Consider the following 13,472-nt stretch of genomic DNA (forward strand, 5'->3'; position numbering starts at 1 on the left):
TTTCGTACAGCGCTGGAGCCCTTGATCGAGTAACGTTTTGGACTGCCCTCGATTCATTGAATGGATAGCGTGCCTGCGCATCGGCATAACCCCATAAAAAGAACGCGTTGGCATAAAGGGGCTGCTTGCAATGGCTGAATTTACCGGCACCGAGGGTATCGACCGTTTCGTCGGCGGAAGCGAAGACGACTATTTCTATTTCTTTCCCGGCTTCATGACGCCAACCGACAAGGTCCGCGGTGGTGGGGGCGACAACGCCCTGGTTCTGATCAACGATTTTGCCCAGCCATGGAAGATTTTCCAAACCGACTGGCCAACCCTGTCGAATATCCAAGGCATCGCTCTCATTTCGCGGAACACCGAAGGGTACGATCACGCCGGTTTCAAGCTGGCTTTCGACAACACATTCTTCAAAATGAACAAGGTCGAGCAATTCACCCTGGATGCGTCCAGGCTCGACCTCGATGGCGGACGACTGGAACTCTCTGCCTCCACCGTCACGAACATGTCGTTCGACATTTATGGCTCCATGGGACGCTACTCAACCGATGGCTTCGAGCGGGACAGCTACGACAACCTGCGAACGGGCAGCAAAAACGACAGATTCATCTACTACGCCAACTCGCTGATAGACGACAAAATCGATGGCGGAGCCGGAACCGATACAATCGTGCTGGTTGGCGCGGGCGGCACGACGACCGTGAACGGTAAGGAAAAGATGGCCCCGAATGGCTTTACCACGCTGACCGGGGTCAAGAATGTCGAGAAAATCGTCGTCACGGATTTATCCGCAGGGCAGTCTCGTACAATCGATTTTGGTGATAGCAGTCGTTATGTGGGTCGCAACGCGATCGAAATCTCGACGGACCACAACTATGGGACGGAGAAGGCCGCAAAGGCCGTTGACGGGAAGCTGATCATCGATGGATCGGGAATTAAATCTCTGCAGAGCATGCTCGACGTCACGGGTGGCAACGCGGGAGATATCCTGATCGGCGGAGCCGCCGATGACAGCCTGTCCGGCGGCAAGGGAAATGATATTCTGGTCGGCGGAAGCGGAGCAGACCGGCTTTACGGCGGCTCAGGAAATGACACCTTTATCGGCGATTCCAGCCTTTACGCCGGTGATTATGAAATCCTTTGGATGTTCACAGGTAGACCCGGTGTCGACAAAATGTATGGCGGCGAAGGGAACGACGTCTTCAAGCTGTCATGGGAGTACTGGAACCCGAAATACAATACAGACTTGGTTGCGGGGGGCGCCGGAATCGACACGATACAGATTTCAGGACGAGACATTCCGGCAGATATACTGAATACCATGACCGTCTCTGGCATTGAAATTATCGACTTCGTCGAAAACGAGGTTACCTTTACCGTCGGCCAAGCGTTTCTGAAGAAAAACCATGACGAAAACGGGCGGCTGTGGATCCAGAATAAAGCCGGCATGTCCGGCGGCACGGTAACAATCGACGCCTCGGGCGTGACGGATACTAAATATTCGGTGCATATTGCTGTTCGCTCGCCAGGAGTAGACGTTCTTTCCGGCGGCATGGGTAATGATATTTTCGACTACTCGCTTACCAGCAAAAAGCGGTTCTCAGATTCGAGCGGGTTGACCACCATTGACACCATAACAGGTGGCGGCGGGTTCGATACGATCCTCGTTCTGGAAGGACGCAAAAGCACGCTCGGCCGCAAGATCACCGGCGTCGAGGAATTGAAGATCGTCAATACATCCGCCAGCGGCGATAAAACGGACGTCGTTCTAGCGACAGCCGAAGCCATAACGATTAATGGCAGCCGGCTTGGTGCCAATGATAGCCTGGTCGCTGAGGGGCGTTCTGCCAGGGCTTCCGTGCAGATCATCGGCGGCAAGGGCGATGATGTCCTTTCTGGCGGACGCGCAAACGACACGTTGCGTGGCGGCGATGGCGACGACGCTCTGACCGGCAACAAGGGTTCGGACAGACTTACAGGCGGCAAGGGCGCGGATCATTTCGTTTTCGCCGATGCCTCCGATTCGCTTCCGACAACGGGAGCGCGCGACGTCATCACCGACTTCAAACAAAGCGAAGGCGACAAGATCCATCTCCTGCATGAGGGATCACCTGCATATTCCTTCGTTGGAGCCAGCCCCTTCAGCGGCAAGGTAGGAGAGGTGCGAAGCTTTGTTTCGACTGGCAAGACCTATGTGCAGCTCGACGTGGACGGTGATGGCGTTGCAGATCTGGGTATTATACTCGTCGGAACGGTAACCCTCACGCAAAGTGATTTCATACTATAGCCCCGGCAAGCCGCAGGGCACGGAGCCGCTCGACGGGGCGTGAGCCTCAGAGCTGTGCGGCGATCGCGGCCTTGTCGATGATCGACCAGACATTGCGGATACGCGCATCCTCGAATTCGTAGAAGACATTCTCCGTGAACAAGACTTTTCGGCCGTTCACCGGCAGGCCGAAGAGAGTGCCGACCGGCGTGCATTCGAACAGCAGCCGGCTGGCGACGTGCGGCGGGTCGGTGACCAGGAAATCGATGTTGAAGCGCAGGTCGGGAATGGCGCGAAAATCGCCTTCCAGCATGGTGCGGTAGCCCGACAGGCCGATGCGCGCGCCATTGTAATGCACGTCCTGGTGGACGAAGCTGCCGAGGTTCGGCCAATCCTGCTTGTTGAGACAGCCGATATAGCCGCGATAGAGGGCTGCAATTTCGTCCTTGGTCATGCGTTTTTCCTGCTTCCGGCAGTGGATGTCTCCAATATGGCGCGGCCCGCAATAAAGGCCAGAGGCATGAAAGCCTGACCACAGCGTCAACAGCGGCTGCCCTATCCCTCCCCCTCTCCGCCGGCTAGCATGCCGTCACAAACCAACGACAGGAGGGCGTAATGAGCTTCTTTCCCGGCAAGGACCCCGAGGCTGGCGATGCACCGGCGTGCGACGCACTGGAGCTGCTGATCATTCCGCGCACCAGCGATATCGGCGGGCTGGAGGTACGGCGTGCGCTGCCGACGGCAAAGCGGCGGCTGGTCGGCCCGTTCATCTTCTTCGACCGGATGGGCCCGGCGCTCCTGCGCGCCGGCGAGGCGATCGACGTCAAGCCGCATCCGCATATCGGGCTTTCCACCGTCACCTATCTCTTCGACGGCGAGATCAAGCACCGCGACAGTCTCGGCACCGAGATGGTGATCGCCCCCGGTGACCTGAACCTGATGACGGCGGGACGCGGCATCGTGCATTCGGAGCGCTCGCCGGAAAACCTGCGCGGCCATCCGCAATCCATCTCCGGGCTCCAGACTTGGCTCGCCTTGCCCGACAGCCATGAGGAGATGGCCCCGGTCTTTGCCCACACGACGAAGGCCGAGCTTCCGGCTTTCTCGGCCGACGGCATCACCGGACGCACCATCATCGGCAAGTACGAAGGCCACGCCTCGCCCGTCAGCGTGCCGACCGATACGCTCTACACCGACCTGATGCTGGCGCCGGGTGCTGCCGCGCCGCTCGCGGCGGACTGGGAGGAGCGTGCGGTCTATGTACTCTCCGGCACGCTCGACGTGGCGGGCGATGTGTTCGAGGCGGACCGCCTGCTCGTCTTCCGCCCCGGCGATGCGATTACCCTGAAGGCGGGGCCGCAAGGCTGTCACATCATGCTGTTCGGCGGCGCGGCGCTCGGCTCGAAACGCTATATCTGGTGGAACTTCGTCTCCTCCTCCAAGGAGCGCATCGAGCAGGCCAAGGAGGAATGGCGCACCGGCCGTTTCGATATCGTGCCCGGCGACGAGGAAGAGTTCGTACCGTTGCCGGCGGGATGATGCATAGGCGATTGACTATTTAGTTGAGATGCGATTGCGATTTGCATCTCTCCCGCCCGCACACCCTATCTTCGAGTATGCTCTTCGGCGCGTTGAGAGCCGCGGATGACGAAAGGGGAATAAGCGGCCTTGACTAATTCATAGCCATACAGCTATAAGAAAATCCATAGCCACCGAGGTATGGATTAGTGACCGAACCGCAAGACACCCTGTTCCGCACGCTGGCGGACCCGACGCGCCGGGCGCTGTTCGAGCGGCTTTGCCGCGAAGGCGAAAAGACCGTCGGCGCACTGACGGCCCAGGCCGGCGTTTCACAGCCAGTCGTTTCCAAACACCTCAGCCTGCTCAAGCAGGCCGGCCTCGTGCGCGACCGCCACGAGGGTCGCCAGACGCACTACAGCGCCCAGCTCGGTGCGCTTGCCCCGCTGATCGACTGGACCAGCCAGATGGCGCGGTTCTGGGAATCGCGGTTCGATGATCTTGAAAATTTGCTGAGGAGAATGGACCAATGACCGTTGCATCAGAGACGCGTTCCGTCGTCGTCGAGCGCGATATCGCCCACCCGCCGGAAAAGCTGTGGCGTGCGTTGACGCAGCCGCACCTGATTACGGAATGGCTGATGCGGAATGAGGATTTTCAGCCCGCCGTCGGTAAAACGTTCAGGCTCAGCGGCGACTGGGGCGGTGTCGATTGCGAGGTCTTGACCGTCGAGCCGGGCAAAACGCTGACCTATACTTGGAACTACATGCATGACGATCCTGCCTTTGATCTGCGCAGCGTGGTATCCTTCACGCTCACGCCGACGGCCAACGGCACGCTTCTGCGCATGGAGCAGACAGGCTTCCGGCCGGAACAGAAGCAGGCCTTCGGTGGCGCCCGCCACGGCTGGCAGGCGCATTTCACGAACCTCGAACGGGTTCTGGCGGGACTGGAATAAGGGAGGAACGGCAATGCGCTGGAACATGCGGATCCGCCAGGTTCACCGCTGGCTGTCGATCGTCTTCACGCTCGCCGTGATCATCAACATCGCGGCGATGACGCAGACGGAGCCGGCCATCTGGGTCGGCCTGCTTGCGCTCTTCCCCCTCATCCTGCTGTTGCTCAGCGGGCTCTACCTGTTCGCCCTGCCCTATCTGGCCCGGGCACAGCGGAGCTAGGAGGACCTCATGGCAGACAAGACACCGGAAAAGCCCGGGCTTCTCTCGGGCGGCAATCCGCAGATTGCCAAAGGCTACGGCGATGGCCCGATCCAGGCCTATATCGCCGCCATGCCCGGCTGGAAGAGCGATGTCGGCCGCAGGCTCGATGCGTTGATCGAGAAAAGCGTACCGAATGTCTACAAGGCGGTGAAATGGAACTCACCGTTCTACGGCATCGAGGGCGAAGGCTGGTTTCTCGGCTATCACTGCTTTGCGAAATACATCAAGCTGACGTTCTTTCGCGGCACCTCGCTCGATCCGGTGCCGCCGGTCGCCTCCAAGACGCCGGAAACGCGGTACTTTCACATTCATGAGGATGACGATCTCGACGAGGCGCAGCTTGCCAGCTGGATCAGGCAGGCGAGTGAGCTTCCCGGCGAGCGGCTGTAGGAAACGAGAGGATACAACCATGGACCAGGCCAGCAGCGAAACGGAATCCCCTTCCAGGCAGATCGACAAGAGGATCGCAGACCTCGCCGACTGGCGCGGCGGGACGCTCGCCCGGCTGCGCGCGCTGGTGAAGGAGGCGGACCCCGAGGTCGTCGAGGAGTGGAAGTGGCGCGGCGTTCCGGTCTGGGAGCACGACGGCATCATCTGCACCGGTGAGACTTACAAGGCGGTGGTGAAGATGACCTTTGCCAAGGGTGCGTCGGTCGAGGATCCGGCGGGCCTGTTCAATTCCAGTCTCGAAGGCAACACGCGGCGCGCCATCGATTTCCGTGAGGGCGAAGCGATCAACGAAGAGGCCTTGAAAGCGCTGATCCGCGCGGCCGTCGCCCTCAATCAGTCGTCACGCGCAGGCAAGAAGAAGTAGCCCGCTTCGCTCTCACAAAAAATTGCGCTCCTGCAACAGGGTCCAACGCTGTCTGCAAAATGCCCGAATTGCCGGACAGAAGGCGGCCCTGCGTCGGTTTGCATAGTATCAATCCGGCGAAATACGCTCTAGACTTGCTGAAACGGTTGAAATCGCGCGCCGCATTCTGCATGTGACAGGCTAGCGCACTATATAGACCGCATGCCCGGGCCGTGTCTCCGCAAGGGAGCCATCGCCAGCGGGCGTGACAACGAGGCATGAGAGTGACACAAACGCCAGCCACCCCGCTGCTCGACAAGGTTCGCATTCCCGCAGACCTGAAGGCCGTCGACGATCGTGACCTGCCGCAACTCGCCAGCGAGCTTCGCGCGGAAATGATCGATGCCGTGTCGCGCACCGGCGGGCACCTTGGCGCAGGCCTCGGCGTGGTGGAACTGACCATCGCCATTCACAAGGTTTTTGACACGCCGAAGGACCGGTTGATCTTCGACGTCGGCCACCAGTGCTATCCGCACAAGATCCTCACCGGCCGGCGCGACCGCATCCGCACGCTGCGCCAGGAAGACGGCCTGTCCGGCTTCACCCGCCGCGCGGAAAGCGAATACGACCCGTTCGGCGCCGCCCATTCCTCCACCTCGATTTCCGCCGGCCTCGGCATGGCGGTGGCGGCCGATCTTTCCGGCGACCACCGCAATGTCATCGCCGTCATCGGCGATGGCGCGATGTCCGCCGGCATGGCCTACGAGGCGCTGAACAATGCCGGTGCGCTCGATGCGCGCCTCATCGTCATCCTCAACGACAACGACATGTCGATCGCCCCGCCGACCGGCGCGATGAGCGCCTATCTCGCGCGCCTCGCCTCCGGCCGCACCTATATGGGCTTCCGCGATTTCGGCAAGAAACTGACGGCCTATCTCGGAAAGAAGGTCGACCGCGCCATCACCCGTGCCGTCGAGCATGCGCGCGGTTATGTCACCGGCGGCACACTCTTCGAGGAAATGGGTTTCTACCATATCGGCCCGATCGACGGTCATTCCTTCGAGCATCTGCTGCCGGTGCTGCGCAATGTGCGCGACAATTCCAAGGGCCCTGTGCTGATCCACGTCGTCACCCAGAAGGGCAAGGGCTATCCGCCGGCCGAAGCCGCCGCCGACAAGTATCACGGCGTCAACACGTTTGACGTCATCACCGGCGCGCAGGCCAAGGCCAAGCCGAATGCGCCGGCCTATACCTCCGTCTTCGCCGAAGCGCTGGTGCAGGAAGCCGGTTTCGACGAGAAGATCGTCGCCGTTACCGCCGCCATGCCGAACGGCACCGGCCTCGACAAGCTGGCCGCCGCCTATCCGGCCCGCACCTTCGATGTCGGCATTGCCGAGCAGCATGCGGTGACCTTCGCCGCCGGCCTTGCGGCCGAGGGCTACAAGCCGTTCTGCGCTCTCTACTCCACCTTCCTGCAACGCGGCTACGACCAGGTCGTGCACGATGTGGCCATCCAGGGCCTGCCGGTGCGTTTCCCGATCGACCGCGCCGGCTTCGTCGGTGCCGATGGCCCGACCCATGCCGGCTCCTTCGACACGACCTATCTCGCGACGCTGCCCGGCTTCGTGGTGATGGCCGCCGCCGACGAGGCGGAGCTGAAGCACATGGTGCGCACGGCAGCCGCCTATGACGACGGCCCGATTTCCTTCCGCTATCCGCGCGGCGAAGGCGTCGGTGTCGAAATGCCGGTGCGTGGCGAAATCCTCGAAATCGGCAAGGGCCGCGTCGTCAAGCAGGGCACCAAGGTCGCCCTCCTCTCCTTCGGCACGCGGCTCGCCGACTGTTTGCTAGCGGCCGAAGACCTCGATGCCGCCGGGCTTTCCACCACGGTTGCCGATGCGCGCTTCGCAAAGCCGCTCGACCACGACCTGATCCGCCAGCTTGCACGCCACCACGAGGTGCTGATCACCATCGAGGAAGGCGCGGTCGGCGGCTTCGGCAGCCATGTGCTGCAGTTCCTCGCCATGGAGGGTCTGCTCGACCACGGCCTGAAGGTGCGCCCGCTGGTGCTGCCGGATATCTGGATGGAACAGGCCAAGCCCGATGCCATGTATGCCAAGGCCGGCCTCGACCGCGCCGGCATCGTCTCCACCGTCTTCCAGGCGCTCGGCCAGAAGGCCGTGGATGTCGTGGCGGCCGGCTGATCGCCGGTTCGGCTATCCCTGCACGTCTCGGATGATGCGGTCCGCCGCGTCCTGAAGCGCCTTTGCATCTATGCCCATGACGCGCAACGTCCGCGCTGCAACGCCATGCGGCATGCCGGCCACGACCGACACGACGTGGGCGCCGAGCAGGGGATTGTGCTCCTTGCGCCCCTCCGCCAGACGCTGCATGACCGCCTGGCCCGATGGCGCCGCATCGAATACCCCATGCCGGGAGGGCAGCGGCTCGGGCTCCGCCGCATGCACCGACACCGCTGGATCGAGGCCGACCAGCCGGAGCGCCTCGCCATACTGACGCTCGATCGCCGGCCGGAAGCCGGCGGCATCGGCGCCGACCGCCTCGAACGCCCGCCGGGCGGTCCCATCCGGCAGGTCGAGTGCCGCGAGCATAAAATGCTCCGCTCCGGGCTCGCGCTGCTGGTCTTGTCTTGCGTGCTGTTCCGCCTGCTCGCACAAGGCCCTGATCGTGCTCATGCTTTCAAAGCGAGCCTTGATCCGATTGAACATGGGTTATCCTCCTATGGGGAATCATCACTCGCGACGATGTCCGAGAGCCGTTTATGGGCAGCCTGCTTGGTGACGCCGAGCGCCTGCGCGATCCGCGCCCAGGACCAGCCCTGTCGCAAGGCCGACCGCACGGTACGCCGCTCCAGTCCGTCCGCGAGGCGACGGAGCGCGATCACCGCCGCCAAGGCGGTCTCCGGGTCTTCGGGATCGGGCAGGCTGCTGATATCGACCATTCGTCAACCTTAGTTGACGATGAGGCGTCCGTCAATGATGGTTGACGAAATACCCACCCTGCAAGGAAGCCCTGCCTACTGGGCGCCGCTCGGCTTCAGCAGCAGGATTTCGATATCCTTGTCCGGCGAGAAATCCTTTGCCTTCATCTCGAAGGTCGTCGGGCCGGTCTTCTTCACGCCCTCGCCGCAGAAGCTGACGAGGTTTTCCGCAGCCCCCTTGTCGATGGTCAGCGAAAAGTCCTTGATCGGGCCGTTCCAGTTGGCGCCGGTGGTCAGGATGTAGGAAATCCAGCTCTCGGTGAGATAGGGTTTACCGGCCTGCATGTCTTTTTCGGCTTGTTCGGCGCGGCGCACGATGCTGTCTTCGATGCAGTAGCGCTTCACATAGTCCTCATAGCGCTCGCCCTTCGCCTTGCCCTCTTCCAGGAAGGAAATGCCGACCGTGCCGCCGACGCTCGGCCTGTAGCGATGCTGCACCTTCACCTCCCTTCCGGAAGGGAAAGTCGTGCGCCACCAGTAGACGGATTTCAGCGACCAGAGCGGCGTGCGGTAGTCCTTCATGCCGGTGCCGTCGTCGTCATAGGTGTCGATGAAGATCAGGCCCCGGGCGATCCAGTCCGCTGCCACGTCGTCCGGCAGTTTCTTCAACGCTTCCTTCGTCGCCTTGGCGTAGGGCAGCAGCGAAATACCTTGCGCCTTCAGGTCCTCGGTCACGTCGATGTCGGAGGCATAGGCGCGCTGCTGGAGATTTGTGGTGACCGCCTTGCCATCCTGCGACGCCGTGAAGGCGAGGTAGTTGTCCGTCTCGAAATCGTCGATCGCGATGTTGGCATAGGGATCGCCGCCGATATCGGGCATCGGGAAGGCGACGAGGCCGGAGACCTCCTTGCCTGACGTGTTGGTGAACACGTAGTCGACGCGGATTTCCTGCGGCGAGATGAACAGCGCCTCGCTCGTCATCTCCACGTCCGGCGTGCGCACGAAGGTCAGCCCGCCGGTCTTCAGCTCCGCCATCGTATCGTTGGCAAAGGCCGGCGCGGCCGAGAGGGCAAGGAGAAGCGGTAGAAGGCGCAGAGCATTTTTCATGGGCGTCCTCGAAGCATTGGTGCGGGCGATATGAGCCGAATTCCTTGGCTGCGGCAAGCCGAAGGCGCGATGCCAGCACAGCCCCGTTTCGCGCCTTCAAAGACGGGAATCACATTTGTGCGTGACAAGGTGTTTCAACACGCTACGATTGCACAACAGCTTTAAAGCGCTTGATAACACTGAACCCGAAAGACCACGCCCTTCCAGACATCGGCCTCTATGATGCTGATGTCACCCACCTCCAACGCCCTTCCCTGTCGCGTCGTGAAATCGGAATCCATCAAAGGACAAGGCTATGAACGCTAACCGAATTCGTCATCTGTTTCTCGCTGCGCCACTGATCATCGCCGGCATGGTTCCCGCCTTTGCCGATGAAAGCAGCGTCAATCAGTCGATTGATCAACTGCTGGGAGATCACACGAAGTACCAGGCGGTCATCATCGCCCTGCAAAAGGCTGTCGCAGCACAGGATGCCAAAGGCGTCGCCGCAATGGTGAGCTACCCGATCGGCGTCAAGATCAACGGCAAGGAAACCAACGTCAAATCCGCAGCCGCGTTCGAGAAACACTATAGCGGCATCATCACCCCCCGCATTGCCAAGGCGGTCACCGACCAGAAGTATGGCGATCTCTTCGTCAACTATCAGGGCGTCATGTTCGGCGACGGCCAGGTCTGGATTAGCGGCATCTGCACGGACAATGACTGCAAGAATTTTGATGTGAAGGTGGAGACCATCCAGGACGGCCCAAACTAAACCGCGCCATCTGATCGGGCGCGCGTGCCGCGGTTTGAACGCCCGCCGCATTCGCAGAAGAACGTTTTTGATGGAGCCTTAGAAACCGGTCACGGCGAACCCGGCCGCGCTACCGCAGTTCGCCGTCCAGCCTGCAGCACACGGTGCACGCTTTCTCAACCATGCCGTTTTGCCACCCCGTAACCACGTCCCTTGGGCGTCCGGAAACCTCCGGCTGTTATGAGTTGCAGCAACGACAAGAACGACCGGACAGGGATTTCCATCATGCGATATGCGTTGCTTGCGGCTCTTGCCGCCACGCTTTGCCATGCCTCCATCGCAGCCGCCGAAGAGCGGCCAGCGCACGACCCCGCCATCGAGGCGGCGGCGATCGCCATCCTGCAGAAGAAGCTGCCGGATATTCGCAAGACGCATGATATCGGCGATGATCCGGGGTTCGTGCGCGAAGCCCGGCCCGAGATGCAGCCGCAGGGCATTTCCGCGCTCGCCGACCTCGATTCGCTGGCTGGTTTCGCGGGCCGCATCATCTGGCTCTGAGCCCTGTTCCAAGCAAAACGCCCCGCTTATCACCGGGGCGTTTTGTTGGTTTCCATCGTGTTAGAATTCCGTCCATTCCTGTGCGACAGCGGTATTTCCGCGAGCCGCCGGTGCGGATCGGTAGGCGGGCCGTGCCGCCGTCTCCATCTGGCGATGGACGGCGCGCAAGTCGCGCGCTCCGGTGTCGTTGGCGGCATTGGGCAGCGCGAAACGGGAAATCTGCTCGCGCAGCCGCACGGCTTCGTTGGCGAGAGACGCGCTGGCGGCATTCGTCTCCTCCACCATCGCGGCGTTGCGCTGCGTCACCTGGTCCATCTGGTTGACGGCGGTGTTCACCTCGCTGAGGCCGACCGACTGCTCGCGGGCGGAAATGGCAATGGCATCCATGTGCTGGTTGATGGTCCCGACATGCAGGCCGATCGCCTGGAGCGAGGCGCCGGTATCCTGTACCAGTCGCACGCCGCCCTCGACCTCGGTGCTGGACTTGCGGATGAGTTCCTTGATCTCGCGAGCGGCCTGGGCCGAACGCTGCGCCAACTCCCGCACCTCCTGCGCCACCACGGCAAAGCCCTTGCCCGCCTCGCCAGCCCGTGCCGCCTCGACGCCGGCATTGAGGGCGAGCAGGTTGGTCTGGAAGGCGATCTCGTCGATCACGCCGATGATGTTGGAAATCTGGCCGGACGAGTGCTCGATGCGCTTCATCGCCTCGATGGCACCGGCGACGATCTCGCCGGATTTCTGGGCGCTGCGGTTGGCTTCGCCGGCAACGGTGCGCGCCTCGTCGGCCCGCTTCGCCGAATTGGCGACGTTGGCGGTGATCTCGTCGAGGGCGGCCGCGGTCTCTTCCAGCGAGGCCGCCTGCTGCTCGGTGCGCTTGGAAAGGTCGTCGGCGCTCATGCTGATTTCGCGCGAGCCGTTGTCGATCGAGCCGCTCGAGGCTGCCACCGCGCCAAGTGTCTCGCCAAGCTGGGCGACCGCCGTGTTGAGGTCGTGGCGCAACTGCTCGAAATCCGGGGCGAAGGATTCGGTGAGCTGGAAGCTGAGATCGCCGGCAGCCAGGCGGCGCAGGCCGCCGGCAAGGCCGGATGTCGCCTGCTGGAGCCGCGCCTGGGCGGCGGCCTCCGCATCTTCCTGCAAGCGAATCCGCTCCGCTTCGGCCCGGCTGCGGTTTTCCGCAGCTTCCGCTTCCAGCCGGCGATTGGCGATGGCGGCCTGGCGGAAGACTTCCACCGCGCCGGCCATCTCGCCGATCTCGTCGCGGCGGCCGGCATAGGGGATGGCCGAAGCCGTGTCGCCGCCAGCAAGCAGCGTCATCGCCTTCGTTGTGGCGACGATCGGCCGGGAGACCGAGCGGCCGATGAGAAGGACCGTCGCGGCAATGGCGGCGATGGCCGCGAGGATTGCGGCAATCGCGATGCTACGGGTCTTGGCGAGGGCAGCCGCGCTGTCCGCCTCGGCCTTCGCCTTGTCGCTCGCAATGCCGGATGCCATCTGGTCGAAGATCGGTTCGACGGCGGCGAAGGCGTCGGAAACGTCCTTGCTGGCGGCGGCTTCCGTGCCAGCGATGGCGGCATAGTCATCGAAGGCCTTGCCGTAGTCGTCGAGCGCCTTGAGGATCGCCGCCTGGTTTGCCGCGCCGCCGAATTTTTCGGCCGGCGTCTTGGCAAAGGCCGCGCGCTCTTCCGCATGCTTGGCGAGGTATTTCGCATCGCGCCGCATGATAAAATCCTTCTCATGGCGGCGCATTGTCAGCATGCTCGCCTGAAGGCCCTTGTCATCGACGGATTTCAGCAGTTCCTCGATGGAGTGCACCGCCGCGCGCATGGCGCCTTCGCGACCCGAGGACGGATCGAGGCCGAGCGCGATGCTGGCCTCGGCGAGCGTTGCAAAGCTTTGCTGATAGGTGGTGTAGCCGTCGGAAATCTTCTGGAGGTCGGCGCGGGTCGCGGGGTTCTCGACAAGACCACCCAGCGTGGCGAGCGTCGTTTCCGCGCGGGCAGAAATCTCCTTGTGGGCGGCGACGTATTTTTCATCGCGCCGCAGCAGAAAATCCTTTTCGGCCCGGCGGTTTTGCAGGAACTCGATCTCCAGCGCGCGCAGCTCCGTCTCGGCGCTGCGATGGCGCTCGACCCTTGTGCGATAGTCATCGGCGATGCGCTGCTCGACGGAAAAGATGCCGACGATAAGAAGAATGCCCGCGACGGCAATCGGCGCCATCAGGCCGATCCGGTGGGACAGACGTAGGGTCATGCGTGCTCCTTGCGCCCGCTCGCCACGGGTCCAATCCACAAAAATGTTCGAAAAGTCCCCGTCGCATGGGGCCAGGCACCGGCCTC

Annotated in this window: 15 protein-coding genes; 10 read left to right on the plus strand and 5 right to left on the minus strand. The window is 62.2% G+C overall.

All coding sequences use genetic code 11. The features are described from left to right. Positions 1-130: 130 nt before the first annotated feature. Positions 131-2,287 (plus strand): calcium-binding protein, encoded by a 2,157-nt coding sequence (locus BSY16_RS10415; RefSeq protein WP_069059588.1) that lies wholly within the window; start codon positions 131-133, stop codon positions 2,285-2,287. A gap of 46 nt (positions 2,288-2,333) precedes the next feature. On the opposite strand, the gene BSY16_RS10420 is transcribed toward BSY16_RS10415, so the two are convergent. After that, entirely contained in the window at positions 2,334-2,720 is a 387-nt protein-coding gene (locus tag BSY16_RS10420) for an ester cyclase (protein WP_069059589.1), read from the minus strand. Between the two features lie 161 nt (positions 2,721-2,881). Here BSY16_RS10420 and BSY16_RS10425 point away from each other — a divergent pair, with 161 nt between their 5' ends. The 7 genes from BSY16_RS10425 to dxs all read left to right on the plus strand — a co-directional run bounded on the left by BSY16_RS10425 (position 2,882) and on the right by dxs (position 8,001). Further along, positions 2,882-3,805 (plus strand): pirin family protein, encoded by a 924-nt coding sequence (locus BSY16_RS10425; RefSeq protein ID WP_069059590.1) that lies wholly within the window; start codon positions 2,882-2,884, stop codon positions 3,803-3,805. Positions 3,806-3,993: 188 nt separating this feature from the next. Then, positions 3,994-4,317: an ArsR/SmtB family transcription factor gene (locus BSY16_RS10430; protein ID WP_069059591.1), complete on the plus strand. Its 324-nt coding sequence runs from the start codon at positions 3,994-3,996 to the stop codon at positions 4,315-4,317. Then, positions 4,314-4,742: an SRPBCC family protein gene (locus BSY16_RS10435; protein WP_069059592.1), complete on the plus strand. Its 429-nt coding sequence runs from the start codon at positions 4,314-4,316 to the stop codon at positions 4,740-4,742. Before BSY16_RS10430 ends, BSY16_RS10435 begins: the two co-directional genes overlap by 4 nt. Positions 4,743-4,755: 13 nt before the next feature. Then, positions 4,756-4,962, plus strand: a complete 207-nt coding sequence (locus BSY16_RS10440) for a hypothetical protein (RefSeq protein ID WP_069059593.1) — start codon at positions 4,756-4,758, stop codon at positions 4,960-4,962. 9 nt (positions 4,963-4,971) lie between these two features. Further along, entirely contained in the window at positions 4,972-5,394 is a 423-nt protein-coding gene (locus BSY16_RS10445; protein ID WP_069059594.1) for a DUF1801 domain-containing protein, read from the plus strand. A gap of 19 nt (positions 5,395-5,413) precedes the next feature. Further along, positions 5,414-5,818 (plus strand): DUF1801 domain-containing protein, encoded by a 405-nt coding sequence (locus BSY16_RS10450; RefSeq protein WP_069059595.1) that lies wholly within the window; start codon positions 5,414-5,416, stop codon positions 5,816-5,818. Between the two features lie 263 nt (positions 5,819-6,081). Further along, positions 6,082-8,001: a 1-deoxy-D-xylulose-5-phosphate synthase gene (gene dxs, locus BSY16_RS10455; protein ID WP_069061491.1), complete on the plus strand. Its 1,920-nt coding sequence runs from the start codon at positions 6,082-6,084 to the stop codon at positions 7,999-8,001. Positions 8,002-8,013: 12 nt separating this feature from the next. On the opposite strand, the gene BSY16_RS10460 is transcribed toward dxs, so the two are convergent. From BSY16_RS10460 to BSY16_RS10470, 3 genes are all read right to left on the minus strand, one after another. Further along, positions 8,014-8,526: a Clp protease N-terminal domain-containing protein gene (locus tag BSY16_RS10460; RefSeq protein ID WP_069059596.1), complete on the minus strand. Its 513-nt coding sequence runs from the start codon at positions 8,524-8,526 to the stop codon at positions 8,014-8,016. Positions 8,527-8,537: 11 nt separating this feature from the next. Next, positions 8,538-8,759: a hypothetical protein gene (locus tag BSY16_RS10465; RefSeq protein WP_069059597.1), complete on the minus strand. Its 222-nt coding sequence runs from the start codon at positions 8,757-8,759 to the stop codon at positions 8,538-8,540. A 75-nt stretch (positions 8,760-8,834) separates the two neighbouring features. Next, positions 8,835-9,845 (minus strand): DUF4424 domain-containing protein, encoded by a 1,011-nt coding sequence (locus BSY16_RS10470; protein ID WP_069059598.1) that lies wholly within the window; start codon positions 9,843-9,845, stop codon positions 8,835-8,837. Between the two features lie 295 nt (positions 9,846-10,140). On the opposite strand from BSY16_RS10470, the gene BSY16_RS10475 reads away from it, so the two are divergent. Next, the gene (locus BSY16_RS10475; RefSeq protein ID WP_069059599.1) at positions 10,141-10,599 is read left to right on the plus strand and encodes a hypothetical protein; all 459 of its coding nucleotides are present in this window, start codon (positions 10,141-10,143) and stop codon (positions 10,597-10,599) included. A 219-nt stretch (positions 10,600-10,818) separates the two neighbouring features. Next, a complete protein-coding gene (locus BSY16_RS10480; RefSeq protein ID WP_069059600.1) occupies positions 10,819-11,136 on the plus strand; it encodes a hypothetical protein in 318 nt (105 codons plus the stop codon). Between the two features lie 60 nt (positions 11,137-11,196). Here the strand turns inward: BSY16_RS10480 and BSY16_RS10485 are convergent, their stop codons facing one another. Then, complete coding sequence (locus BSY16_RS10485) at positions 11,197-13,386, minus strand: methyl-accepting chemotaxis protein (protein ID WP_069059601.1); 2,190 nt, start codon at positions 13,384-13,386, stop codon at positions 11,197-11,199. Positions 13,387-13,472: the final 86 nt, after the last annotated feature.

It is taken from the genome of Sinorhizobium sp. RAC02 (assembly GCF_001713395.1).
GTDB lineage: Bacteria > Pseudomonadota > Alphaproteobacteria > Rhizobiales > Rhizobiaceae > Shinella.

Excerpts from the sequence above, each read along its gene's own strand:
- BSY16_RS10415 (WP_069059588.1), top strand. The coding sequence starts at position 131 with ATGGCTGAATTTACCGGCACCGAGGGTATCGACCGTTTCGTCGGCGGA.
- BSY16_RS10420 (WP_069059589.1), bottom strand. The coding sequence starts at position 2,720 with ATGACCAAGGACGAAATTGCAGCCCTCTATCGCGGCTATATCGGCTGT.
- BSY16_RS10425 (WP_069059590.1), top strand. The coding sequence starts at position 2,882 with ATGAGCTTCTTTCCCGGCAAGGACCCCGAGGCTGGCGATGCACCGGCG.
- BSY16_RS10435 (WP_069059592.1), top strand. The coding sequence starts at position 4,314 with ATGACCGTTGCATCAGAGACGCGTTCCGTCGTCGTCGAGCGCGATATC.
- BSY16_RS10440 (WP_069059593.1), top strand. The coding sequence starts at position 4,756 with ATGCGCTGGAACATGCGGATCCGCCAGGTTCACCGCTGGCTGTCGATC.
- BSY16_RS10445 (WP_069059594.1), top strand. The coding sequence starts at position 4,972 with ATGGCAGACAAGACACCGGAAAAGCCCGGGCTTCTCTCGGGCGGCAAT.
- BSY16_RS10450 (WP_069059595.1), top strand. The coding sequence starts at position 5,414 with ATGGACCAGGCCAGCAGCGAAACGGAATCCCCTTCCAGGCAGATCGAC.
- BSY16_RS10460 (WP_069059596.1), bottom strand. The coding sequence starts at position 8,526 with ATGTTCAATCGGATCAAGGCTCGCTTTGAAAGCATGAGCACGATCAGG.
- BSY16_RS10465 (WP_069059597.1), bottom strand. The coding sequence starts at position 8,759 with ATGGTCGATATCAGCAGCCTGCCCGATCCCGAAGACCCGGAGACCGCC.
- BSY16_RS10470 (WP_069059598.1), bottom strand. The coding sequence starts at position 9,845 with ATGAAAAATGCTCTGCGCCTTCTACCGCTTCTCCTTGCCCTCTCGGCC.
- BSY16_RS10475 (WP_069059599.1), top strand. The coding sequence starts at position 10,141 with ATGAACGCTAACCGAATTCGTCATCTGTTTCTCGCTGCGCCACTGATC.
- BSY16_RS10480 (WP_069059600.1), top strand. The coding sequence starts at position 10,819 with ATGAGTTGCAGCAACGACAAGAACGACCGGACAGGGATTTCCATCATG.
- BSY16_RS10485 (WP_069059601.1), bottom strand. The coding sequence starts at position 13,386 with ATGACCCTACGTCTGTCCCACCGGATCGGCCTGATGGCGCCGATTGCC.